The sequence below is a fragment of the Microbacterium sp. M3 genome (assembly GCF_033548675.1).
Classification (GTDB): Bacteria; Actinomycetota; Actinomycetes; order Actinomycetales; family Microbacteriaceae; genus Microbacterium; species Microbacterium arthrosphaerae.
The window spans coordinates 433,713-456,364 of the sequence record NZ_JAWTZT010000002.1; the positions used below are offsets into that span (position 1 = coordinate 433,713).

At 65.5% G+C, this 22,652-nt stretch carries 21 protein-coding genes, 1 tRNA gene, 3 pseudogenes and 1 other annotated feature; of the genes and pseudogenes, 21 read left to right on the forward strand and 4 right to left on the reverse strand.

The annotated features are described in order from the left end of the window. The first annotated feature begins 416 nt into the window (after positions 1–416). Together R8Z57_RS07350 and R8Z57_RS07355 are read left to right on the forward strand one after the other, a co-directional pair. The gene (locus R8Z57_RS07350) at positions 417–629 is read left to right on the forward strand and encodes a hypothetical protein (protein ID WP_318353119.1); all 213 of its coding nucleotides are present in this window, start codon (positions 417–419) and stop codon (positions 627–629) included. Positions 630–673: 44 nt separating this feature from the next. Beyond that, positions 674–1,561 (forward strand): restriction endonuclease, encoded by an 888-nt coding sequence (locus tag R8Z57_RS07355; protein ID WP_318353120.1) that lies wholly within the window; start codon positions 674–676, stop codon positions 1,559–1,561. Positions 1,562–1,863: 302 nt separating this feature from the next. Here R8Z57_RS07355 and R8Z57_RS07360 read toward each other — a convergent pair whose 3' ends face one another. Further along, positions 1,864–2,439 carry a hypothetical protein gene (locus tag R8Z57_RS07360; protein WP_318353121.1) on the reverse strand — a complete coding sequence of 192 codons (576 nt, stop codon included), beginning with the start codon at positions 2,437–2,439 and terminating at the stop codon, positions 1,864–1,866. Positions 2,440–2,960: 521 nt separating this feature from the next. On the opposite strand from R8Z57_RS07360, the gene R8Z57_RS07365 reads away from it, so the two are divergent. From R8Z57_RS07365 to R8Z57_RS07425, 13 genes and pseudogenes are all read left to right on the forward strand, one after another. Next, positions 2,961–3,941, forward strand: a complete 981-nt coding sequence (locus tag R8Z57_RS07365) for a DUF6177 family protein (protein WP_318353122.1) — start codon at positions 2,961–2,963, stop codon at positions 3,939–3,941. Further along, a complete protein-coding gene (locus R8Z57_RS07370; protein ID WP_318353123.1) occupies positions 3,931–4,215 on the forward strand; it encodes a hypothetical protein in 285 nt (94 codons plus the stop codon). The genes R8Z57_RS07365 and R8Z57_RS07370 overlap by 11 nt, the downstream gene beginning before the upstream one ends. After that, positions 4,215–4,568, forward strand: a complete 354-nt coding sequence (locus R8Z57_RS07375; RefSeq protein ID WP_318353124.1) for a DUF6507 family protein — start codon at positions 4,215–4,217, stop codon at positions 4,566–4,568. The genes R8Z57_RS07370 and R8Z57_RS07375 overlap by 1 nt, the downstream gene beginning before the upstream one ends. After that, positions 4,565–6,553, forward strand: a complete 1,989-nt coding sequence (locus tag R8Z57_RS07380) for a DNA/RNA non-specific endonuclease (RefSeq protein ID WP_318353125.1) — start codon at positions 4,565–4,567, stop codon at positions 6,551–6,553. The genes R8Z57_RS07375 and R8Z57_RS07380 overlap by 4 nt, the downstream gene beginning before the upstream one ends. Positions 6,554–6,569: 16 nt before the next feature. Further along, positions 6,570–7,004, forward strand: a complete 435-nt coding sequence (locus R8Z57_RS07385; protein ID WP_318353126.1) for a hypothetical protein — start codon at positions 6,570–6,572, stop codon at positions 7,002–7,004. A gap of 470 nt (positions 7,005–7,474) precedes the next feature. Continuing rightward, positions 7,475–8,062: a hypothetical protein gene (locus tag R8Z57_RS07390; protein ID WP_318353127.1), complete on the forward strand. Its 588-nt coding sequence runs from the start codon at positions 7,475–7,477 to the stop codon at positions 8,060–8,062. 208 nt (positions 8,063–8,270) lie between these two features. Continuing rightward, positions 8,271–9,221: pseudogene (locus R8Z57_RS07395) on the forward strand (IS3 family transposase); the annotation flags it as partial. Further along, positions 8,570–8,704, forward strand: a sequence feature (AL1L pseudoknot). (Overlaps the previous pseudogene by 135 nt.) 63 nt (positions 9,222–9,284) lie before the next feature. Beyond that, positions 9,285–10,661: pseudogene (locus R8Z57_RS07400) on the forward strand (IS30 family transposase). A 7-nt stretch (positions 10,662–10,668) separates the two neighbouring features. Continuing rightward, positions 10,669–10,986 (forward strand): annotated as a pseudogene (locus R8Z57_RS07405) (integrase core domain-containing protein); the annotation flags it as partial. A gap of 647 nt (positions 10,987–11,633) precedes the next feature. Next, positions 11,634–12,200 (forward strand): hypothetical protein, encoded by a 567-nt coding sequence (locus R8Z57_RS07410; RefSeq protein WP_318353128.1) that lies wholly within the window; start codon positions 11,634–11,636, stop codon positions 12,198–12,200. Positions 12,201–12,215: 15 nt separating this feature from the next. Beyond that, a complete protein-coding gene (locus R8Z57_RS07415; protein WP_318353129.1) occupies positions 12,216–12,443 on the forward strand; it encodes a hypothetical protein in 228 nt (75 codons plus the stop codon). 264 nt (positions 12,444–12,707) lie between these two features. Further along, complete coding sequence (locus R8Z57_RS07420; protein WP_318353130.1) at positions 12,708–13,382, forward strand: hypothetical protein; 675 nt, start codon at positions 12,708–12,710, stop codon at positions 13,380–13,382. Between the two features lie 442 nt (positions 13,383–13,824). Then, the gene (locus R8Z57_RS07425) at positions 13,825–14,145 is read left to right on the forward strand and encodes a hypothetical protein (RefSeq protein WP_318353131.1); all 321 of its coding nucleotides are present in this window, start codon (positions 13,825–13,827) and stop codon (positions 14,143–14,145) included. A gap of 124 nt (positions 14,146–14,269) precedes the next feature. Here the strand turns inward: R8Z57_RS07425 and R8Z57_RS07430 are convergent, their stop codons facing one another. Next, positions 14,270–15,496 (reverse strand): DUF2510 domain-containing protein, encoded by a 1,227-nt coding sequence (locus R8Z57_RS07430; RefSeq protein WP_318353132.1) that lies wholly within the window; start codon positions 15,494–15,496, stop codon positions 14,270–14,272. A gap of 371 nt (positions 15,497–15,867) precedes the next feature. Further along, a tRNA-Gly gene (locus R8Z57_RS07435) sits at positions 15,868–15,936 on the reverse strand. Positions 15,937–15,984: 48 nt separating this feature from the next. On the opposite strand from R8Z57_RS07435, the gene R8Z57_RS07440 reads away from it, so the two are divergent. Beyond that, entirely contained in the window at positions 15,985–16,305 is a 321-nt protein-coding gene (locus R8Z57_RS07440; RefSeq protein ID WP_318353133.1) for a hypothetical protein, read from the forward strand. 191 nt (positions 16,306–16,496) lie between these two features. Here R8Z57_RS07440 and R8Z57_RS07445 read toward each other — a convergent pair whose 3' ends face one another. Continuing rightward, positions 16,497–17,231 (reverse strand): hypothetical protein, encoded by a 735-nt coding sequence (locus tag R8Z57_RS07445; protein ID WP_318353134.1) that lies wholly within the window; start codon positions 17,229–17,231, stop codon positions 16,497–16,499. 23 nt (positions 17,232–17,254) lie between these two features. On the opposite strand from R8Z57_RS07445, the gene R8Z57_RS07450 reads away from it, so the two are divergent. The 5 genes from R8Z57_RS07450 to R8Z57_RS07470 all read left to right on the forward strand — a co-directional run bounded on the left by R8Z57_RS07450 (position 17,255) and on the right by R8Z57_RS07470 (position 22,631). Continuing rightward, on the forward strand, positions 17,255–18,853 hold the full coding sequence (locus R8Z57_RS07450) for a hypothetical protein (protein ID WP_318353135.1): 1,599 nt from the start codon (positions 17,255–17,257) through the stop codon (positions 18,851–18,853). A 3-nt stretch (positions 18,854–18,856) separates the two neighbouring features. Continuing rightward, entirely contained in the window at positions 18,857–19,117 is a 261-nt protein-coding gene (locus tag R8Z57_RS07455; RefSeq protein ID WP_318353136.1) for a hypothetical protein, read from the forward strand. 298 nt (positions 19,118–19,415) lie between these two features. Continuing rightward, complete coding sequence (locus R8Z57_RS07460) at positions 19,416–20,951, forward strand: AAA family ATPase (protein WP_318353137.1); 1,536 nt, start codon at positions 19,416–19,418, stop codon at positions 20,949–20,951. Positions 20,952–21,000: 49 nt separating this feature from the next. Beyond that, the gene (locus R8Z57_RS07465) at positions 21,001–21,828 is read left to right on the forward strand and encodes an HNH endonuclease signature motif containing protein (RefSeq protein ID WP_318353138.1); all 828 of its coding nucleotides are present in this window, start codon (positions 21,001–21,003) and stop codon (positions 21,826–21,828) included. 608 nt (positions 21,829–22,436) lie between these two features. Further along, positions 22,437–22,631: a hypothetical protein gene (locus R8Z57_RS07470; protein ID WP_318353139.1), complete on the forward strand. Its 195-nt coding sequence runs from the start codon at positions 22,437–22,439 to the stop codon at positions 22,629–22,631. Positions 22,632–22,652 lie beyond the last annotated feature (21 nt).

Below are 22,652 nucleotides of genomic sequence, written 5' to 3' on the forward strand. Positions count from 1 at the left end.
GCCCGACGCGTTCTCGTCTGCTCCCGTCGGCCACTTTGGGATCACGACCTGTGCCGCTAACCGCCAAGACATGAGGCAGTTCCAGCGGCTGATCTGGCCGGCGAGCTATGCCGAAGAGAAGTCGCGATACCTCCCATCGACGAGGCAGCCCCGACTTCCTGCTTCGGACGAGAATCTGCACGGCCGCCGTCAGGACTGCTTGAAGCGGCCTCATGGTGGCGGCCTGCTCGTTGTACTGACCGGTGCCGACCATGAGCTTGCCGCCCACCACGTACAGCTGAGTGAGGTTGGTTGGGATCGGCACGTCAGGGCGGAGCCGTCCGCCGCGGTCGACGAACTTCGAGAGGTCCGTACCGCCGAGCGTCGCCGGGAAGAGGAACACGACTCGCAACGAGCGCGGCAAGCTCAGCCAGTACGTGCTTGAGCACGACGGCGACCTCGTCCTGGAGTGGATGGACGTCTTCACGCGGCGGACCTACAGCATCGAGACCGGCGACCGAGAGACATTCGTGATGCAGTCCCTCGCAGCGGCGGTCACCGCCACGCGCAAGGCGGACGCCGCCGTCCAGGCGTACCCCGTACACGAGTACTGGCGCGAGAAGCTGCACGACGCCAGGAGCCAGGGCTAACTCCCGCCGGGAGGTTTATCGCCCCGACCTGCCAGGATGGGCGCGTGAGTTTCAAAGTGACCGAGCGGGACGGAATGTGGGCGTGGCGGCTCGGCTTGCAGTTCGGCGCCTGGCACCCGACGCCCGACCGGGATCTCGGGGCGCTCGGCAGGGAATGGATCCGGTACGCCAATCCGCATCTCAACCAGGTGACGGACATCGCCGGCCGCCGATACTTCGGCGTCGGACGCGAAAGCCCGGGCGAGAGTCAACTCACCGACGAGCAGCTTCGCAAGTTGTTTCGCCCGTTCCTTCAGGAACTCGCCGAGACGTCAACTTACGCCTTCGAGGCGGCTATCTACTACCGCCGCTCGATGAGGCAACTAACCGGCTACGACCCGCGCATCGCCGACGCCAACGAGAGGAAGGTCTCCGACTTCGCCCGGGACGTGGACGGCTTCTTGGGACGCAACCCGGACCTGCAGTTCTTCCTCCGCTCGGTGCTCGCAACAGATGGCTCCCAGGCGCGAGTGATGCCTGCCCCCGCTCCGCCGAGGCCCGAACCGCCAGCACCACAGCCGTACGGGGTCTCGCACGTCGGCGCAGAATATCTCGTCGCTGCCTGGATGCGACACCTCGGCGCCCTGGATGCGAAGCCCACGAAAGTTTCCGGCGATGGCGGCATCGACGTGGTCAGCGCACGCTACATCGCCCAGGTGAAGAACCTCGGGCCCGCGGCCGCCGTTCCCATCGCCCACATCCGCGACCTGGCGGGCGTTGCGTCGGTGGATACCCGCAAGGCAGCGATGTTCACCAGCGGCGTCTACTCCTCTGGCGGGAGTGAGTTCGCTGACCGTGCTGGCATCGCCCTTTTCCGCTACGACGCCGTGCGAGGTTGGCTCGGAGCCGTGAACGAACACGCCCGCCGCGCCCGCGCGGAGGGGATGCGCTAGCGCGGCGCGGCGACCGCGCGCGTGCGCCACCCAGGATGGTGCCGATGCCGCGTTGGCACCCGCCTCGTTGCCCGAGGGAATCCGGTCCCTTCGTGGGCACCCCGTGCGTACGGGCTGTCACGCAGGATGCAGCGATGTATCCCTCGCGTTGGGACGACCAGATACGGACCCTCTGGGCGTGTAGTGCGCCTCGCGGTCGACGGCTACAGCCCGCCGGGAGCACCGCGTCACTGCTCACCCTTGAGCGTCAGCTCGCGGCGTTCTGCTGTTCGCCGAACTGGCCGTCGCCCTCCCGGGCGGCTTCACGGCGCGCGGTCGCCCGGTCGATGATGAGCGCTATGCCCACCATGTGCGGGGCACCGCCCGTGGGATGCTACGGCTGCGCAGAGGCTGTTGATGTGGAAGTTGCGCAGCGCGGTGGCGATGGAGGCTGCGGCGATGGCGTACTCACCCTTTTTGCAGGTGAGTATGAGGGGTTTGCGCATACCGCGGGCGCTGACCCGGAGCATGCTCTTGCCCGGTGTCATCTCGAGCAGCTTCTCGTACGGGATCTCCACGGTCTGTTTCGTGCCGACGAACACGACCCGCTCAGAAGTGATGACCAAATCACCCCGGTCGTCGAGCTGGAATCCGTTGCTGTACCGCTCGCTCGTCGAGTGATGCGACCCGCCGCCCACGCGCACCCCGAACGCGCCGATGCTGCCGCCGGAGCCGCCACCGTAGCGTTCTGTGTGGAATGTCTCCTTGGAGGTGTGGCATTCGAGGGAGGCGAAGACCTCCTCGTCTTTCATCGGCATGAGCGGTGCACGGGCGGCCCGGCTCTGCAGCTGCGTGCATGCGCGCTTGAACGAGCGGGTGCCTTCGAGTTCCAGCGGCATGAGGGTGAGCGTAGCGGACGCCTCTGACGCGGCCGCGCGGATGTCGGCGGCGATTTCCTAAGGGGTCAGCTCAATCAGGTCTCCGACTTCGAGGTTGTCGCTGAACACGGCGAACTCGCCCTCCAGGCGGACTCGGTTTGGGGTAGCGACGGATACCGCTGAGTGGTGCGGTACTGCGGCCCAGCCTGAGCACCCGCGGCCGGCAAGCCCTCGCGCAACCTCGCGTGCCCGTAGCGCTCTCATACGCCGATGAGTTCGTCGGGCACCCGGCCGCGGTACTTCTCGATGGTCTGCGGGGCACCGCGCGCGTGCCGGATGAAGTCGGGTTTCTCGAGCACTGCTGTTTTCCTTGGAGTAGTCGCGGTTTCGGATGTGCTGCGTGTTCAGCGGCGGCGCAATGTGCTCCTCGTGGCCTGCCGCGACCTCTGCGCGGGACTCTCGTTACCGCGATTTCGCTTTGAAGTGCCTTTGCTTGGATGATGTGAAGGTCGTGGGTCGCCCCATTCTCTACGCTGGTGCGTGTGCCCTTCGAACTGCACCCTGATCAGGTGACTGCCTCAGTTCCTCCGCCTCATCCGCTGTCGTCGTCGAAGTGGAACGCGACCGTCACGAGCTGGTCCGGTGCGGCAGCGGTTCAGTTGACGCGGGGACGGCGCGACTGGCTGCGGTCGGTCCTTCGGAGCGGCGGGCGGCCTCTACTGATCACGCCGCCGGCGTCTCGTATGTCCGTCGGCATGCTGGCCGCGCTTCGAGCCAGCGGAGGCGACTGGTTGCTCGCGGATGAGCGCGGGGTCTCTCGTCTCAACAGTGACCCTGTCGAGGTGCCGGCGGCGCCAGCGCACTCAACCGGTGAGGCCTGGCTCGGCGAGGTGGTGGAGGCTGTGCAGGTTTCTGTGTCCGTTCACCATCGTGCCGATGCCGGCGCGGAGATCGGTCGCGCCGTGGAGGTCGTGCTTGGTGACGGGCCCGGGTGGGGAACGTCCGAACCCGTGACGCGAGTGTGGGACCCGAGAGCGATCACCGAGCTTGCCCGCGGCCGCATGCCGAGGCCGACTCGGGTCTTTGTCGCGTCCGAGGCTGGTGCGGGGGCGGGCCTGGTGAGGCGTGTCGACACCGGTGTGATTGAGGAGTGGAAGTTTCTCCTGCCCGGAGCGTCCGGCGCTGACGCGGTGGGGTGTCTGCGCACCATCTCGAAACGGCAGGACATTCTGCTGGGTACGGCATGGGCGTGCGCTGCCGGCGGAGACGCAACCTTTGGGCGGGAGCTAGCCCGAGGGCTGCGGCCGCTGGCAGTGGCGGTAGGCCCCCGGGCGCTGCGACGTTCGCGATGGAACCCGGACCCGCAGTTGGCGCACGTCAAATGGGTGGGCAGCCGCCCGAGGATGCGCACCCTGCTGGTGGACGTGACCGCCTCTGACCAGGAGTCGCTGGCCGCGCTGCTGCGGGGAGTTGACCCGGAGATGCTGGCACGTGGGCTGGGGGCGACGTCTGATGCCCAGTGAACATCTCATCCGTACCGTGTCGCCGTTGGGGTTGGGACAGCTGGTGCTGGCGGCTGCGACGGTGGACGGTGAGTTGGTCGTTAGCGCCGACGGGCTCAGCTTCGTGATCTCGACCGGCGCCGGTGAGAAACTGCTGCTGTTCTGGCCATCCTTGCCAGACGAGCTCAGCGGTGACCAGTGGATTGCGGAGGCGTATGAGTTGTCCACCGATGTGCGAGCTTCCTTGATCGTGGAGGCGCTTCGCGTCGTAGGCTCGGTGGCGCAGGAGGTGTGATGTCTTCGTGGTCGGTTGATCCAGGGGGCGTGTTTCGCGTGCTCACCCACGTTGAGGCAGAGCAAGCGTCGCTGCTGAAAGCCGCTTCGGGAGTGGGTGACGCGTTCGAGACGTTCGCCGGCGCCACGGGCTCTCTGTTGTCCGGCGCTGCTGGTGACCTCAGCGCCGCGCTGGTCGAGAACGCCGGGCTCATGGAGCAAGCGAACAGTCGGATCACCGCGTGCGCTGCGGGTGCCTCCTCCGCAACAGCCGCGTACGTCGCTGGTGACGAGGAGATGGCCGCCGCCACGATCTCCACGGCCCTAGGTTGCGCTGTCACCGGGGACCTTGAGCCACTGGGTCTTGAGCCGTGAGTCTGACGCTGATCGACCCGGAGGCTATCCCGGGTACCGATATCGACTGCGACAGCATCGAGGTGGCCGGCACGCAGTTGCGCGCCTCCGCGAGCGGCATCGAGTCCGCGTCAGCGCGCGTTCAAGAGTCCTGGCGGCCGCTTTCCGCGGTCTTCAGCGCACCGGAGGGGCCGGCGCTGCTGGCGGCCATCATCCCCGCCGACACCGACGCGACAACGTACGCGGCGCTGCTGACAGGGTTCGGTGACGCAGCTCACACCCTCGCGTCGACCGTGCGGCCCCACGTCGAAGCGCTGAAGGTTGTTCGCGCCGACGCGTGGGACTTCGTCGACCGTGTCGCGGGAGGTGTGGTGGTCTGGCCATGGGAGTCAGGCCATCCGGTTCTGGCGGATGGTCCGGTGGCCGCGGCATGGCAAGGAAAGCTCGGACCGACCACGATTCCGTGGCAGAACCACGGCCCGTCCGTGGATGCCAACACGGACATGTTGGAACGGGTGAATGCCGCTGTCGCCGCGATCCTGACCGCCGGCGCCGAGTTTCAGAACAGCGTCCGCAAGCACATCGACCTCTGCTTCGCACCGGTGGGGCCTGTCACCGCAGCGCAGCTCAACGCGATGCCGGGGCTGCCGTGGGGTGAGGCCGGACCCAAAGCCACCACCTGCAACGAGGGCTTCTGGAGCGGCATGGGCAACGCCGCCGGAGAGACTCTCAGCGGCGTCTGGATAATGACAGGCGGCTGGCTCCACGACCCGGACGCCGCCGGGGCGGCGTGGACGGCGACCGGAGAGGCGCTGGGAGCGCTGGGCATCGGGTTGGTGCGCATGCCGGGTCTCATGGTCGTCAGCGCCCAGGGCTGGGATGGAGCGGAGAAGACGCTCGACCCTGCGTACTACTCGTGGCTGCAAGAGACGGACGAGTGGACGGTGTCACGTCTGAACGCAGTCGCCGACGGCTTCGTCGGATCCGAGGAAGACTGGAACACCAACCCGGCGCAGGCAACGGGCAATGTGGTGTTCAACATCGCCACACTTCTCCTTCCGGTCAAGGGCGGGTCTGCGCTGCTCAAATCCGGGGCCGTCGGATCTGCCGCGGAACGCCTGGGCTTGAGCAGTCGTGTGCTGGAGTCGCTGACCACGCCCATCAAATCAGCCGCCGGCGCGCTGGGATCCGGGAGCGCCAAAGTGGGCGACGCGCTACGGGACCTCGCGACGACCGTTCGTCAGTCAACAGGCGGCAGCCTTAACAACCTCCTCACCCGCACACAAGCCGCCGTCGACGACCTCGCGGCACGGTTGGGCGGCGGACAGCCCGCCTTCGCCGGTATCGGTGGGCTGGACGGATTCACTCACCGCATGGACACCCCCAGCCCGGTCGATGTGGCTCATGCACGCATGGATTCGGTCGCCCCGGTGATCGACAGTCCACGCATGGAGCTCGACCTCGACGGGCAGGGCGGTCGTCTCGGCTCCGAAGCACCGTCGCCCTGGCAGCCGGCGTCGGTGGCGGACATCATCGGCGACCAGCCGGTGCTCCGTGACGGCTCGCACCTGCGCGCGGACGGGACCCTGCAGCCCAACGCCTGGTACCAGACCGGTGAACACGAGTACTTCTACCACACCGACGCCAATGGCCACATCGACCGCTGGATCACCGACGACCTGCAACTCAAAGGGCACGAGGGTCGCCTCCCGCACGACCCAAATACGCCAGGAAAACTGCCCGGGGATCATGCGGGTCACCTTGCCGGGGATCGCTTCGGCGGATCACCGAAGCTCGACAATCTGGTCTCGCAGCTGTCAAGACTCAACCTCAGCGAATACCGGAGGCTAGAGAACGAATGGGCGGGAGCGCTCATGTCTAACCCGCCTGTTAAGGTTACGGTCGACGTCAACGTCGTCACCGATGCTGCGACGGGACGTCCCACGAAGTTTGTGATCAGGTCACTCATCGGCTCCAAACCGGTTGACCTGACACTGCGAAACTGACGAAAATGGTGAGCCCTTGAGCGAGCAAGCGATTCTGCAGGAGTTGGTCTCGGCCTGGGTGTCGCTGGGTCTCGAGTATGCCAACGACGCGCCGGACGTGTCCGCCCTCTTCGTCTACGCCTCGTCCGAGCCCAGCCACATGTACGCGGAGTTCTACTTCGAGCAGCGAGGTATGGTTGTGTACCCATCTGATCTGGCGGGCATATCCATCAGCGTCGACCGTATTCGTCGGGTGCACGACCTGCAGATTCAGGACCTTGAAGCGGCGGAACAGAAGTTCGCGTCCGCTGGGATTCCCGCTCCTACGGAGTACAAGATCTACTACGAGCCATCGACTCGGAAGCTCGACGTCCAGCTCTCGCGTGACCTCATCTACACGAAGGATGAGGCGAAAACGCCAGTTCGCGGGATCGAGTACTGGCTAGGTGACCGGGCGCCCAAGCTCTACTGACCTGCGCGAAGTGACGAGCATGACCGATTCGGTGAACGAGCTGGGCGATGGGGCCCAGCCCCACTGCTCCACGTGTGGGGTTGTCATGCGCGATGTCGCTGGCGGCTGGTCCTGCCCGTCCTGCGGCGCGCTGTTCGCGCCGCCCATGACAGGCCGGCCGCCCAAGTTTGAAGGACCGAGCATCCGCGGGGGTTGAACGGGATTATTTCGTCGTTTTGCGTGCCGACCCGATACGTTCGTTGCGTGAGGATGGTGGTTCACCCGTGTCAACTCGCCTAGTAGCAGGAGCCTCCGCAAGGCCCGTTCGCCACCGCGCGCTCCGCGCAGCTGTCGTCGTCGTCGCAGGGGTGCTCGCGTTGACTGCGACCGCGTGCGCACCCGCTACCGAACCTGAGGCAGATCCGAAGCCGCGCACGCAGACGGAGACCACGCCGTCCGTCGAGCCAACCCCGGAACGCACTCCAGACCGAGTGCCCACGCTGGGCACCATTCCTGCCGAGCTCGTTCCCATCCAACAACGGGGCCTGGACGACTACATCCTTCTGACCAAAGACGAGCAGCTCACATATTGGGCCGCCCTCTATGGCAGCGAAGCGAATATCCGTTCGTTCGCCGAGGACGCATACCTGTACACAGAGGACGAGCGAGATCTTCTACCGGACACGATTTCCGAGGGGAACAGCCCGGAGGAGATCGTGCAGGTCCTCACCTATGGGGAGCGGCTTGCGTTCGCGCTTTCCGGCGATGACAGGTACAAGGCTGCGATGACTGTCCTCGAGGACAGTCGCGGATCCGCCAGGTGGGGTGGCTTCGAGAGGGCGCTGACCGAGGCGCCTGATGGCCTCACAGGCGGCATGGTCGTGTACAACGACATTGTGCCGATGCCGAGCGTCGTGAGCGCCGGAGATGTCGCGCGGTACGAAGGTACGGACATGCAGTATCGCGACATCGTGCTGCGGTACGCCAATGGCGTTGAGGAAGAGGTGCGGGCGGTCCTGCACCCGGTCACCTATAACGACGAGAAGTTCTACTGGTGGACAAAGGACACCGACTTCTAATCCCAGCCGCAGCAGGAACGGGGTAGTCAGTCCATCCAATGCTCGCCTGACTCATCAGCCCACACTCGGAGCTGGCGCGTTGCTCACAAACTGCAACGGGCTGATGTTCCGCGCCCGTCCGGCTTCACTGCGAAACTCGATTCGTTGCACTCTATGAAGCGCCCTGAGTTTGTTGGAGACTCCTGACCTTGGAAACGAGGATGGGGTTATGCCGAAGGAACTGGCGTCGGGGAAGCCGACGACGCGTCGCTACTCGATCGAGGAGAAGGCCGCCGCGGTGCGGATGGTGAGGACGCTGCGGGCTGAGCTCGGGGTCACGCAGGGGACGGTGCAGCGGGTCGCGACGCAGCTCGGATACGGCGTTGAGTCGGTGCGGATGTGGGTGAAGCAGGCCGACATCGACGACGGTGTTGCAGTCGGCGTGAGCAGTGCCGAGACGCAGCGGGTGCGGGAGTTGGAGCAGGAGAACCGCGAGCTTCGTCGGGCTAACGAGGTGCTCAAGCGGGCTGCGTCTTTCTTCGGGGCGGAGCTCGACCGCCATTACCGGAAGTAGTCGCGTTCGTCGACGCGAACAAGAACGACGTCGTGGACGGTCGCCGGCTCGGAGTCGAGCTCATCTGCAGGCTGCTGCAGGTGGCTCCGAGCAGCTACTACGCCGCGAAGACCCGTGCCCCGTCTGCCCGCGCCCTTCGCGACGAGGAGCTGATCCCGCAGCTGGTCGAGCTATGGGAGACCAACTATCGCGTCTACGGGGTCCGCAAACTCTGGAAGGCCGCCCGACGGGCCGGGATCATGATCGGACGGGACCAGACCGCCCGGCTGATGCGAGCCGCGGACATCGAGGGCGCCAGACGGTCGAAGCGGGTGAAGACCACACGTCCGGACCCGGCGGCAGCGCGGCACCCGGATCTGGTGCAACGGGAGTTCACCGCGGTCGCGCCGAACCGGCTGTGGGTGACGGATCTGACGTTCGTGCCGACGTGGGCCGGCGTCGCGTACGTGTGCTTCATCGTCGACGCGTTCAGCAGGATGATCGTAGGCTGGCGGGTCGCGCCGCACATGCGCACCGAGATGGTGCTCGACGCGATCGAGATGGCCCGCTGGTCTCGTGGTCACCACCACGGCGACCTCCGATGTCACAGCGACGCCGGATCTCAGACTGGGCTCAACCGGTGGAAGCAACACCTGATCGGAGGGTGTTGTGGGAAGACCATCGGATTGGATGAGAGAAGTGACCGGGCGAGCGCCGATGCGCTCTCCTGGGCACCCAGGGCATCCGCGTGCGCGGGAGCGTGAGTTCTGGGCGCAGGTCAGCACCGGCCTGCTCCCAACGGAGGCGGGTGTCGCGATCGGCGTGGCGCCGGTGGTGGGGTCGCGGTGGTTCCGACAATCAGGCGGTATGTCACCGTATTCGTGGCCGGCGCCGTCGGGTCGGTATCTGTCGCTGGCTGAACGCGAAGAGATCGCGATCCTGAAGACAACAGGCGCCGGGGTCCGCGCGATCGCCAGAGCGCTGGGGCGCAACCCGTCGACCATCTCGAGGGAGCTGCGCCGCAACGCCGCGACGCGGGGTGGGAAGTTGGACTACCGCGCCTCGGTCGCGCAGTGGAAGGCGGAGCTGTTCGCGCGAAGACCGAAAGTCGCGAAGCTCGCCGCGAACCCTCGGTTGCGTGAGTACGTTCAGGAGCGTCTCTCCGGCCAGATCTGACGCCCCGACGGCAGTGTTGTCGTGGGGCCGGTGTCGCCGCAGTGGATCGGGAGGAACAAGCCTCACCGAAAGGATCGCCGGTGGGTGACGGGGTGGAGTCCGGAGCAGATCGCGAACCGGATCAAGCTCGACTTCCCCGATGATGACAGCATGCGCATCAGCCACGAGGCCATCTACCAGGCGCTGTTCATCGAGAGCCGCGGTGCTCTGAAACGCGAGCTCATCCTGTGTCTGCGCACCGGGCGAGCACTGCGCATGCCGCGGGCGCGATCCAAGCGGGTGCCGTGGGCTCACGTGACCGCCGATGTCCTGATCAGTGAGCGGCCGGCGGAGGCGGAGGACCGCGCGATCCCTGGCCACCACGAGGGCGACCTCATCATCGGCATCAATCGATCGGCGATCGGCACCGTCGTGGAACGCACCACGGGGTTCACCACACTCGTTCATCTGCCCCGCGAGGACGGATGGCGGGAACAGCCGGTCGTCAAGAACGGGCCGGCCCTGTCTGGCTACGGTGCACTGTCGATGAACAGGGCGCTGGCAGCAGCGATGAGCACTATGCCGGCGGAGCTCAAGCGCTCCCTGACCTGGGACCGCGGGAGGGAGATGTCTGCGCATGCTCAGTTCGCGATCGACACCGGCCTGACGGTCTACTTCGCCGACCCCCACAGTCCCTGGCAGCGCGGCACGAACGAAAACACGAATGGGCTGCTCCGGCAGTACTTTCCGAAGGGCACCGACCTCTCACGCTGGACCCCGGACGACCTCGCCGCCGTCGCCCACGCGCTCAACACGCGACCCCGAAAGCGGCTCGGCTGGCGAACCCCGGCTGAGGCACTCGATGAGCACCTACACTTGCTGCAAACAGGCGGTGTTGCGACGACCAGTTGAATCCGCCCAGTTCACGTCGATTCGCTACGGCGAACGCCTCGCCGAGATCGACGCGACCCCGTCGATCGGGACGGTCGGCGACAGCTATGACAACGCCCTCGCTGAGACAGTGAACGGCTACTACAAGGCCGAACTCGTCCGCGGACCCGCCCGATCCGGGCCGTGGAAGACCGTCGAGGACCTCGAGCTCGCGACGCTCGGCTGGGTGCACTGGCACAACACGCAGCGCCTCCACGGGTACCTCGGCGACATCCCACCCGCCGAGTTCGAGAACGCGTTCTATGCTGTCCAAACCGACCGCGAACAGCTGGTCGGAATCAAATAGCGCGAGTCTCCATCAGACCCAGGGCGCTTCACTATGTCGTTCCGCCTCCGCGTTCCCTACACGAACTCGGGCCGAACGCAGGGGTCGCGCCCGAATGTGATCCGGCCGCGCACGCGAACGAGCAGGAACCCAAGGCAACGGCATCTGAACGTGGCAACTGCCGGGGTCCACCGGCGCACCGAGCGCTTCGCGCAACACGACCACATGTGTCGCCGTCCAGCCCGTCCGCAGATTTCGCACCCGTCGGACTCACCCGATCTTGTGCCACCTGATTGGTCGCACCGAGCACATAGTTTGACGATGTGGCTCAGTCCACGACCTTGACGGGGTCGCTGAATCGCTGGATCAATCGCGACAGCCCACGAGCTGGTTAACAGACGGGCCATAGTGGTCGTCCGGTGAGCACCTGGCACCCGCAGCACCGCCGCCACTCGTGGGCGGCGCGGGACACCTCGCACATTTGCAACGTGGCGTGCCTACTGACCCACCTCCTCGTGAAATGTGACTGCGGGTTCTACGGCTGGGTCACACCGGCTGACACCAAGCACTGATAGCGTGAGCGCGCACCCGCCCTGGGAGGGAACTCAGGCGGGGCAGCGAATGGGGGAACAGTGGGACGTACCTTCGGTGTGCTCGGCGCTCTGGCCGTGACGATGCTCGTGATGACGGGATGCGCTGGCGCGTCGACCGCAACCTCGGACGAGGAAGCGCCAGCGACCGTCGAGACTCCGACAGTGGAGGAGTCTGCACCGGCTGAGCCCGCAGAGCCTGCGCCGGTCGCAAGCGCCTGCGAGGAGGACTGGCTCCGACAGCTCTCGATGGACGGGACGTTCGAGGTGACCGCCCGCGGCGACCTTGAGGGGGCCACCTCGCTTCCCGCGGTGGCCGAGGGTGGGGAGGTGCAGTTCCCGACACCGGCCATCTGCGTTGTGGACGTCGACCTGCTCGACGTGGGCATTTCCCGCAGCTACATCTTCGCCGGCGGTCTGCCGTTCGACCTGGCGGACAGCTTCACCGCAGCCGGATGGGACGGATCCTTCGGCTACGCCGGGGGCTATGCCGACGGAGCGTTCTCACCGACCGTCGAGATCGACCTGTCCTACGCGCAGCTCTCCGACAGCTTCCATGCCGCGGGCGAAGGGACGGGGCTGATGCCCCGCGACCACTATCGGATGAACCTCACCCCCACTCTGGTCGAGCAGCTCGGAGGCTGAGCCGCATAGGGCGGCATGACCTCGACGCCCATCGCAACAGAGACCCCCATCGCCCTCACCGAGGAGGAGCGGGTCTACGACTACGGCGACGGCAAGACCGTCGTCCTCACGGACGTCGTCGAGCTCATCGTCCGCTCCTCCGGCAGCCACCGCGTCCGCACCGCCGACGGGAAGCTCCACGTCGTCGCCGCGGGGTGGCTCGCCATCCACATCGACGACGACGGCAAGCCCTGGACGGTCTGACGTCGCCTGACCGCGCGTGTAGACGGTGACCGGCGAACGAAAGGCCCCCTCGGCGAGGACTGGGCTCGCGGGACGAAGCCGGAATGCGCTCCACCCTCGAAGGCCTCGACCGCTTCTCTCAGGCGGTAGACGTGCTCACTGTCAGCCACGTGGACAGTGTCCGTGAGACGTCGCCTTCGCGCGTCGAGGTCTCGACGAACGGAGGACGGCGATGAGCATCACTAGGCTCAAGCGCAGCAGGCGATTCAGAATGAGGGAGACACGATGGATGATGTCGCCAAGGCTTCCAGCCCAGATACCCCGCCGGAGGAGCTGCGCGCCATCGCTGACCGCTCCACTCATCACCTCATGAGGGCGAGGATCGCCAGGAACCCCTCGACGCCGCTAGACGTGCTGACTGATTATGCCGCCGCGAGCGACGTGTACCTGCGCGTCGATGTCGCCCACAACTCCTCATTGTCGCCGCGACTGCTCCGTCGGCTCACCCGGGACCCGCACAGAGCCGTTCGCGCCGTCATCGCCGGACGACCCGACACAACCGCCCGGCAGCTGTACAAATACGCGCACGACCGCGAGGCAGTTGTGCGAAGCGCGGTTGCCGAGGCAACTGACGACGCCGCTCTCCTGGGGCGCCTCGCGCACGACAATGACATCGGAGTGAGGCACACCGTAGGTGCAAACCCGGCGACGAGCGTGGAGGTACTCCGCCGCCTGGCTCGAGACCCGTCCTCGGTTCCACGCAACGGTGTAGCTAAGAATCCCCACACGCCCACCGAGGATCTCCGGAGGCTCGCCAAGGACGAGGACCGTATCGTTAGGCTCCACGTCGCATGGAACACGGCCGCTCCTGTAGACGTGCTCGAAGCGCTGGCGCTCGATGTCGACCGAAGTGTCGCGGAGACGGCATCCGAATCCCTCATGGAGCGCCGACGGGCGTGACGGCCTTACGTTGCTGTCTCCACCGCGCACAGATCCCTTGTCGCACCCCTCGCCGTAGGGTGCACGGGAGGCGCTGACGGGACGCCGGGTTCACCCAAGTCGAGTTCGACCGAAGCCGCCCGGCTGAGGTCGCCGGGAACGCCACGCACCATCGCGACGCGCTTTCCGAGATCGCCGCGTACAAGGAGGTGCGGTCTCGTACTGGTCACCACAAAGCGCCTGCGCGCAGGGTTGTGTACCAAGAACTTTTTGCGCCCCCATCTCCGAATGGAAGAGTCACTTCACGCGACGGCTGACGAGCCTCGACGGACACATCATGGTCTCGAGGGATTCCGGTCAGCATGCTGGCGCAGCGCAGTCGCTTGTCGGCTATCTGGCTGAGGTCTGTCCGCGCGGCTCACGCGAGCAGATCGAATCACTGTTGAGAGGTACTGTCCGGACGGTGGAGGATCGCAGGCGACCCGGTGTGACCCTTGAGGTACCGACGGATGCGGTCGCCGTCCGCGACACGGTGGAGCGCGCAAACCAATGGCTGCGCGACGTCGGCATGGGCAATACCGCCAGCAACATCAATCAGACCTGCACTGTCGAGGAGCGTGCTGCTCTAATCCAGTCCGGCACTCTCGTGGCCGGCGGCCTCATGCTGGTCGCAACCCGCTCTGCTGTGGAAGGCCTGCGGCTCGCGGTGCGCCCTCGACCGCTGCAGGCGCAGAAGATCAGGCATCTGAACTTCGCAGTACGGATGGCCGAACGCGGCGCGTAGGAGATAGCTCCCCTATTCCAGGCCGACTAGGCGATGGTCGCTCCGTGTATACACGGCTCAACGTAGGCGTCGGGCTTGGGCCCAATACGCCCAGCCCACGGTTGAAGCTCAGCCCAGCGTCGCCTCAACCCGTCGTGCCGGCAATGAGCCGGGCTTTGGCGGCGGTGAACTCTTCCGCTGTGAGTATGCCTGACTCCCTCAAAGCACCCAGTTTTCCGAGTTCTTCCGCGAGGTTCGAGCCCGATTGCAAGATGACGGGCGCGGCAGGTGGCCGCTTCGCGGCGGCGACCTTGGCGCGCAGATCTTGAATATGCGGGGTCCACTCGATGTATTCCGGCTTCGTCATGGGCAGCGTGTTGCTTAGTGTCCATGGGTCGTTACTGTTCGCGTTTCGTGAAGCGCTCTTACCCCGCCAGTAGTCTTTGTTCGCCGACCCTTGGTAGCTGGCGGTCAAGACCTCGAGCACGCCGCTCAGGAAGCCAGAGTTGTACTCAATGGCGGTGATGTCGGCGAAGTAGAACGTGGTCGCTCGTTCACCGCCGAGCGCTCCGGCCATGAAGCTGGTCAGGGCACCCGTTTTCACGATGACCAAACGATCCTCGAATGCCGCGAGCACACCCGCGGCCCAAGACCCCATCACCAGCCACGGAACTTCGCCGTCGTAGCTCAACCGGGCGATGGAACGGTAAGACTTGCCGCGCACCGGCCCGAGGATCGTCGTGTCCGCCCAACGGGCGGCCTGCTCCGCAGACTCAGCCTCGGCGTCGGCCTCCGCGTCAGCTGCCTCCGCTGCGCGCCGTTGGAGTTCCTCCAAGGCCTCCGCTGGAGGGGTTTGAGTCATCGCGCTTCGAACGGCGGCGAGCGCCGGTTCCCTGACTCTCTCCTCGACGGACGAAAGGGTGAGCGTTTCCTCACCCGCCAAGGCGATGACGATGCTCTTTCTCACCAGTCCCGCCGCCTCAATCTCGCTGTTCAGGACGCTTCGCCCGAACTTGTTCACGCCGTACGTGAAGACCCGCAGGTCAGTGACCACCACCTCGGTCGTCAGCGGCCGCGTGCAGTTCGCCGAGAACTGGTAGAGCGGACTCTCCCCTGGTAGAAGCCATCGCATCGCCTCTCGAGAGCGTTTCTCCCGCTTGCCCGCCGACCAGTGCGTAGGGTACTTCTCGGGCCGCGCAGGCTCGCTCGCCGCTGGTTCGGCTGGCGCGACCGCGGCCGGTTCCTCGACGACGAGTCGGGCCGCCGCCGGGTGGACGTGCTCGGTCCACATTTGACCGTCCCACCAGCGTTGCTCCGCGATGCGGTGCGGGTCGGGGTACCACCCGGCGGGTGGCAACGGTCGCATGCTCATGTTGACGAAACTAGTCACGGAGACCCGAGCCGTCCAATGGCTGCGCGCCCGATCTGCAGGTGCCGCTCGACGGCTCACGCGAGTTGCTCCATCGCAATGGCGCCGCGTTCTCTCTCTCGCCGTCGCACCATCCAGGAGCTTCTTCCGCTCGGCCTGTGACAGCAGCGGCTCCCGGTGCTTGGCGATGACGGCCTCGCGAGTTCCGTCGTAGCCGATGACGAACGAGTTCCCTTGGGTGCTGCCGCGGCCCCGCGGCCCACGTACACGGCGCCGGGCGGGATCTGCTTGCCGACGGCGCAGGAGTTCAGGACGGGTGGGCACGGTTCCACTATCCGCCGGCGAACCGGCGAGCGGTAAGCATTCGGGCTTGCCGCGAGCTGCCGGCGCGCCGGCGACTCCACCTTGGCAAGGTGGAGCGCTACCAACTGCGCTATGCCCGCGTACGCCGTTGCGGTCGGCGTGACCGTGGTCCCCGATATCGTCGGGGCATGGTTGACATCACCAGCTCTCTGAACGCGCTCGTGCAGAGGCGCCTCGCCGAGGAGAAGGAGCGCGTGTACTACAAGCTCGGGTTGACCAAGGCGACCGAGGACATCCTGACTGGACTGTTCAGCGACGAGTCCGTCGCCCGAGCGACAGAGGCCTTCGAATCCCACCCAGAGCTGCCGGCCGACGAGCGGATGACGCACGCGCTGGCTGCCGCTATCGGCGCCCGTATCGTGAACGACCAGGACGGAGCGCTCTCCGTGGAGCCACTCGACGAGGAAGTGGTCGGCCCACTGGGTGTCGATCCCAACCCTCCTGTGTAAAGAGACAGCCCTGCGACCGGCGCCTCATGTAGTCGGAGTGGCCCACAGCTCATGGGTGAACCAGCCGGGCTCGCCTGTGGCAGCGTCGAAGGTGTCGCGCGCGCCGCGGGCCTCGAGCTCATCGCGGATGGTGTCGAGGTCGCGCTGCCAGGCACGGTGGTCGATGTCGGTACAGTGGCATCCTTGCGCGGTCAGGACAGCGGATCGTAGCTCTCCTGGTCGGCGAGGACGATCACGGTCTGACATTGCCCGTCGAGATCGAGGTCTCTCCCGGAGAGCTCGCGGACCAGCTCTTCGAGCGGCCAGGTGAGGAACGTCCCGTACCGCGCGAAGTAGAAGCCGACGTGGGTGACCGGCCCGTACCGCTCCTTTGGCTCCCGCCGGTTCAGCAGCGCGTAGATGAGGACCTGGTACAGGTCCTGCGGGCGGGGCAGGAAACCGAAGACGCCGGCGGAGTTGGCGGTGCCGCGGCCGGACTTGATGTCCAGCAGCGGCCCGTTCGAGATGATGTCCGCTTCGGCCTGCACGAAGTCGTTGCCCATCCACGGGTGCAGGTGCACGGGCGGGCTCAGGTGCGGGTACAGCTCGGTGCGAGCGATGTCGTCGAGCTGGCGCACCTCGTCGAGCCCCGCCTGTGGGATGACCTCGATGAGTCGGTCGAGGGTCTCGCCGACACCGGAGGACTCGTAGACGGCGGCGGTCACGGGGCTGTGCACGTACGACTGCGGTGACCGGATGGAGCTGCCGAGGAGCCCGAGGATCCACACGGCGCGGAAGAAGTCGTCGGTGCGGTCCCCCGACGCCATCCCCGCCATCGCGGTCTCGATGACGACCTCGGCCAGCTCCGCTTGCGGTTTCCGCCACAGCAGCGACGGGGCGGGGTTCAGGGGCGCGTGGTCGGGCTCAAGGGTGAGGGCGACGAGCATGTCATACGTCGCCGCCGGAGGCTGTGGCCGCCGCGCAGCGCAGTCTCGACAGGGTTCAGCAGGTGATGCCGGGCTGGACGGTCGACCGTGAGCGCTCCGGCCAGACCGCAGTCCTGCGTGTGGAGACCCCCGACGAGACGCGCCGACGCAGGATCGCCGTTTCCTCGGATGGCTTGGTCCTGAATGTTTCAGACCGTGGCGACGGGTACTGGAATCTCGAGCTCGCAGCTGGGATCTCTCCGACCCGCGCCGAGACCGTCGAAGCGTGGCTACAGACTGCGGCCAACGGACTCTCCCTCGTCTCGTGGCAGCCGCTCTACCGCCGCGCTCTCGCCGGATACCTGACCGCGGCGGACCGCGCGTTGCGTGGCCGCGTCGCCTCGCTCTTGGGTTCGCACCCGCACGAGGTCTCCATCATGGTGACCTCCGACGCCGAGGGCATCGCGCAGGTCATCCTGAAGGCACCGGCTGGCCGGGCCGTTGAAGGCGAGTCGCGAGTCGTCCAGATGCGTCGCGTGATGCTCCAGGCCGTACCGGGCGCGCACGCCGACTGGGCGGTCACCGTGGACTCAGTCACGGACGTGACGCGGATGGAGCGGCGGCCACGGTTGACCCTCCCCAAGCGAGTCGCGCTGGAGCAGATCCTGCCAGCCACCTTGACGTCTACCGACTGGGCTAGCATCCCTGTCGGAATGGACCCATTTGGCCGTCCGGCTGGACAGCTGCTCACCAGCGCGCCGATGAGCATGGTCGTGGGCCCAACAGGCTCCGGAAAGACGATCATGCTCCTCGCCGATGCGGTCGGCCGCCTGACGCGTGGCCACGACCTGCTCATCATCGACCCGAGCAAGGCCGGCGTGGACTTCGCAAGCCTCGAGCCGTACACGCTCGGATTCGCCCGCACGTACGCACAGTCCGTGGCCGCTCTCAAAGGCATTTACGCCGAAGGCCAGCGCCGCAAGGCAGTCGTCCTGCGGGAAGGCGTAGTGAAGTGGTCGGAGTTGTCTCAGGCTGTACGGGACGCCGAGAACATCCGCCCGGTCACTGTGCTCATCGACGAGGTGTCGTCCATGCTGATCCAGGTGCAGGTGCCGAAAGGGCTTGGAAAGGATGACCCGGACTTCATCGAGGCGCAGGAGCTAGCCAACCAGAAGGCGCTGCTGTCGATGTATTTGGGCAAGGCGGCTCGTGAACTCCGCTTCGCTGAGATCTTCCTGCTTATCGCGTTGCAGCGGCCCGACGCGAACATCATCGGTGGCGAGATCAGGTCCAACTTCAGTCACCGCGTCCAGTTGGTTCCGCCCCGCAAGCCGGTCGGGCGTACTGAGCTTGAGATGTTATTCCCGGCCCCCATCGTCGGTGACGTGTGGGACGCCGTGAGCCGCTTCGACGACGGCAACCACGGTCTGGCGGTCTTGGCGAGCGACGAGAGCACCGTCATGCCGGTCCGGATCGGCTACGCGGAGATGAGCCGGATCCCCGCGCTGCTCGCTGCCCGCGGCATCCATCCCATCGACCCCCACCGTCGCCTTCATCTCGCCCCGGCGCCCATCGCGGCCCCGGCATCTACCCTCAATGTCGCACACGCTGCAAACAACGACGACCGGGACTTGTTTGCTTGATCTGTGGCGCTGCTCATGCTGGACGTCAAGGACTACGCTCTCGTGTTCTCCACCCATGCCGATGTCGGACACATCCCACCCACGGTTGCTGGGGTCATATTTTCCTTCCGACGTGCATCAAAGCCCTTCGAGCCCTTGTTGAGCGGCGCGGTCGCCAGATTCGACGGCTCCTCGCGACGGATCGCCCCCCGGCCCGCGGCTACCCAGACGTATGTCTTCGATGTGCCACGTGCTGGTTGCGACGTGCATCGCAGCGACCTGTGACCACCAACGCCGAGGAGCACTTACGTCCGGGCAGGGCGGGAGAAGGCACTTCACGTCAAGCGAGCTGGGCTCCAAGCTGCGATTTTGAGAGTGGCCGCTGGAATTCCCCGGCGGCGTCAAGGTCAGCCTGCCGGCACGGGATCCGGTCGCGGGGCCGCACGGCGTCCAACGCCTCGGGGTGACAAGTCTCGCCCAGGAGAAGGCTCGCAACTATCACGCCGCCGCCTGCCGCAACTGCGCTCCGCGAGGGCAAAGCCGCGCTATTGTTCTCGCATCGCGTTGGTGATGAAGGGGCGGAATGAGGTTCGTTGCAACGGGATGGCACGGCGGCGCCGAACTGACGCCGAGGACCGTCTATCTCCAGCACGTCGACTGGGATGACTGGTTCAAGTTCGCGACCACCTACTCCGTCCTGTACGTGGACCGGCATGGTGAGCGTCACTCCATTGGCACCACCAAAATCGGGAAGTTTGGACTGAAGCCCGCCGGGCGCGGTGGCGGGATCGCCGGCGAGATGCGATTTCCTGGTCCGCCCGATAGCTTCACAGAGTTGCCGGCGACCCACTTTTCCCTCGCTCAGGATCCCTCCTTCTACGAAACCCTCAGTCAACTTGGTTCGGATGTCCGCGATTCAGTTCTGTCGGGACTTCGAGACCTTGCGTACTCCCCGAGCGTGCTTGAACGTGCACAGCATGAGGAGGTGACGCGCGTCTCTCTCCTTCGCAACGTCCCCCTTCTCACTGTTCAGGAGCAATATGCGCGGCTCGCTCAAGGGGGCGCGCGACTGACCCCCTACAACCTGCGCTACACGCTGTCGTATCTCAAGAGCAAGCCAACCATCGGCTTTTCGGTGACGCCGAACTCGTTCCCACCCAGCAATATTCATGTGGTCATCGGGCGGAATGGCGTGGGAAAAAGCACGTTCTTGAACAACCTCGCGTCCTTCCACGTCAAGCGGGGTGCGGGTGATCCGGAGCGATCCCTCGCCGAGGACGCCGTGGTCGCGAATCTCGTGTCAGTCTCGTTTAGCGCATTCGATGCATTCGAACCACTCACGTCTTCTCAGGACCGAACGAAGGGACTCACTTACCACTACGTCGGCCTGAAGATCAAAGACGACGCTGAACGAATCAAGGGTCCCAAGGCAATCGCGTCTGAGATGACCAAATCCGCGCGCGCCTGCTTGCAAGATACGCTCCGTGGGCGTTGGGTTCGCGCTTTGAGGCTCCTCGAAAGCGACCCGATTTTTGCCTCTGTCGGCATCGCGGACGCGGTCGAGGATCGCCCGACTGACGCCGAGTTTCTTGAAGAGCTTCCATCGCTGTTCAAAAGGCTGAGTTCCGGGCACAAGATCGTTCTGCTCACGGTGACGCGACTCGTCGAGACGGTTGCCGAGAAAAGCTTGGTCCTCCTGGACGAACCCGAGGCGCACCTGCATCCTCCCTTGCTGTCGGCATTTGTCCGGGCTCTCAGCGACCTTCTCATCGATAGGAATGGGCTAGCAATCATCGCGACGCACTCGCCGGTCGTCCTTCAGGAGGTCCCGCGAGACTGTGTCTGGAAGTTCAATCGAGTCGGCGACCTGACCTCCGTCGAACGTCCCTTGATTGAGACCTTCGGCGAGAACGTTGGCACGCTCACCAATGAAGTCTTCGCGCTGGAGGTGACGTCCACCGGGTACCACCAGATACTGCTGGAAGTCGCGACGGAGTATGCCGGGCAGGGCTACGAGTCGGCACTCGCAAAGCTCGACGGGAAGCTTGGGAGTGAAGGAAAGGCCATCCTCCGCGCGATGATTGACGCGCTTCGCGCGAGGGACCATGTGGGGAGTTGAGCCGCCGACCGTTCGTGTGGAGGATGTCGCGAGCCGAAGCGCTAGTCGTGTGCGGGACAAGACCTTCGCCGCAAACATCCGTCTAGCCATCCCCCGGCTAACTGAGAACCACGCCACCCTCCGTGCAGCGCTCTCGACCGGCCAGGTTCATGCCTCGCAGCCCTCGCACTACGCTGTTGAGCCGCTCACCGACACGCAGCTTCGTAGCTTGTACGATCAGCAACTCGCCCATCCGAGCGGGGCAGCCCGACCGATCTACGACGAACTACTCGCTGGCGCCAGGTACAACCTGTGCACCTATTGCCAGCACGCTCAAGCTACGACGCTGGACCACTTTCTCCCCAAGAGCTGGGTGGCAGGCCTGGCGATTGAGCCCTGGAATCTCGTGCCAGCCTGTCAGCAATGTAACAAGAAGCTTTCGTCGTTCCACGCCGCAGGCGAATCTGACACGTTGTTTCACCCCTACGAAGAACAAGTGACTGAACGCTGGCTCTTCGCTGAGCTCGTCGAAGGTGAGCCTCCCGTCCTCCGGTTCGTCGCGAACCCGCCGGAGTCGCTGGACGCGCTTTCTCGCGACCGTGTTTGTTCGCAGTTTGCCACGCTGGGGCTCGCCTTCATGTTCAGCGCGATCTCCGGCCGAGATATCGCCGAGGCACGGCTCAGCGTTGCTCAGTCGGTGCGGGTGGCGCGTGAGATGGGCAGCGCGGCGGAAGTAGTCGTGAGTCCGACGAGTGTTAGCGAAAGCCTTCTCGAGACGTCGCGTATGGCGTTCGCCGTAGACGTGAACAGTCGTCGCGGCGCTGCATACGAAGCCCTCGGGATGAGCGTGTCGTTCTGCAACGAACTGGCACACGCCGCCGAAGGCCGAGGCGGATAGACGCTGGCCGCCGTACAAGCGGCAAGCGCGAAACCCCGGGATCACCGAGATCGCTGAGATTCCGCACCGGGGACACACCCTGACCATCGACCACGGTTGGCGGGAAGTGGCGACAATCGCTCTCAACTTCATCGAGCGCTTCTCCACCAAGCCGGTACCGCGTTCGACCGACCGCACTGCGACAGATTGAGCCCCAGATCGTGCGGCCACTGCTCCGGCGACAGACGCCGCATCAATGCACGGCGCATGAGGGCCGACGAATCAAGATCCTCTCCAGGTGCTACCCCAATCAGCCATCGGGGCCCCGCCAGGGCCGTGGGCACGCAGGTACGCCTGATGTACTCGCTCACAGGCTTCCCGGAGTGTCGTCGCCCAGCCAATCACCTCGCCCCGCCACGTCGTCTTGTAGCGAGTCTCGGCGCCGTTCATTACTCGCCTGATCTCAACCAGCCCATAGTCTCGCCCGTAGGCGTCGACCATCTTCCAGACACCAGTCGGCCCCTCCACCGCGGCCATGATGGGATGCCACTCGCGTTCCACTGTCATCCAGCCCACTCCCTCAGAGGAAGGCTACCGCGACCCGTACCTGTGTTCTATTCGCGATTCTCATGAGGAATGCGCAGGTCGAACATGAAGCCACGGTCTGGATGATCAACGATCTGCCTTCGCGGATGCTCTATGCCGGACGCCGATGGCGCGTGACAGATCACCCGACTCGATTGCGCGAGCCGATCTGGGCCGCGCTTGAGACGTTGCAGGGCCTGTACGGCTGGCGATTTCAGCGACCGACGAGCGCGGCGTGAGCTTGGTATTCGACCTCTTCA

Bases quoted from the DNA above. Each gene is read 5' to 3' on its own strand.
- R8Z57_RS07360 (WP_318353121.1), bottom strand. From the start codon at position 2,439: ATGCCGCTGGAACTCGAAGGCACCCGCTCGTTCAAGCGCGCATGCACG.
- R8Z57_RS07370 (WP_318353123.1), top strand. From the start codon at position 3,931: ATGCCCAGTGAACATCTCATCCGTACCGTGTCGCCGTTGGGGTTGGGA.
- R8Z57_RS07375 (WP_318353124.1), top strand. From the start codon at position 4,215: ATGTCTTCGTGGTCGGTTGATCCAGGGGGCGTGTTTCGCGTGCTCACC.
- R8Z57_RS07415 (WP_318353129.1), top strand. From the start codon at position 12,216: ATGACCTCGACGCCCATCGCAACAGAGACCCCCATCGCCCTCACCGAG.
- R8Z57_RS07420 (WP_318353130.1), top strand. From the start codon at position 12,708: ATGGATGATGTCGCCAAGGCTTCCAGCCCAGATACCCCGCCGGAGGAG.
- R8Z57_RS07430 (WP_318353132.1), bottom strand. From the start codon at position 15,496: ATGAGCATGCGACCGTTGCCACCCGCCGGGTGGTACCCCGACCCGCAC.
- R8Z57_RS07440 (WP_318353133.1), top strand. From the start codon at position 15,985: ATGGTTGACATCACCAGCTCTCTGAACGCGCTCGTGCAGAGGCGCCTC.
- R8Z57_RS07445 (WP_318353134.1), bottom strand. From the start codon at position 17,231: ATGCTCGTCGCCCTCACCCTTGAGCCCGACCACGCGCCCCTGAACCCC.
- R8Z57_RS07460 (WP_318353137.1), top strand. From the start codon at position 19,416: ATGAGGTTCGTTGCAACGGGATGGCACGGCGGCGCCGAACTGACGCCG.
- R8Z57_RS07470 (WP_318353139.1), top strand. From the start codon at position 22,437: ATGAGGAATGCGCAGGTCGAACATGAAGCCACGGTCTGGATGATCAAC.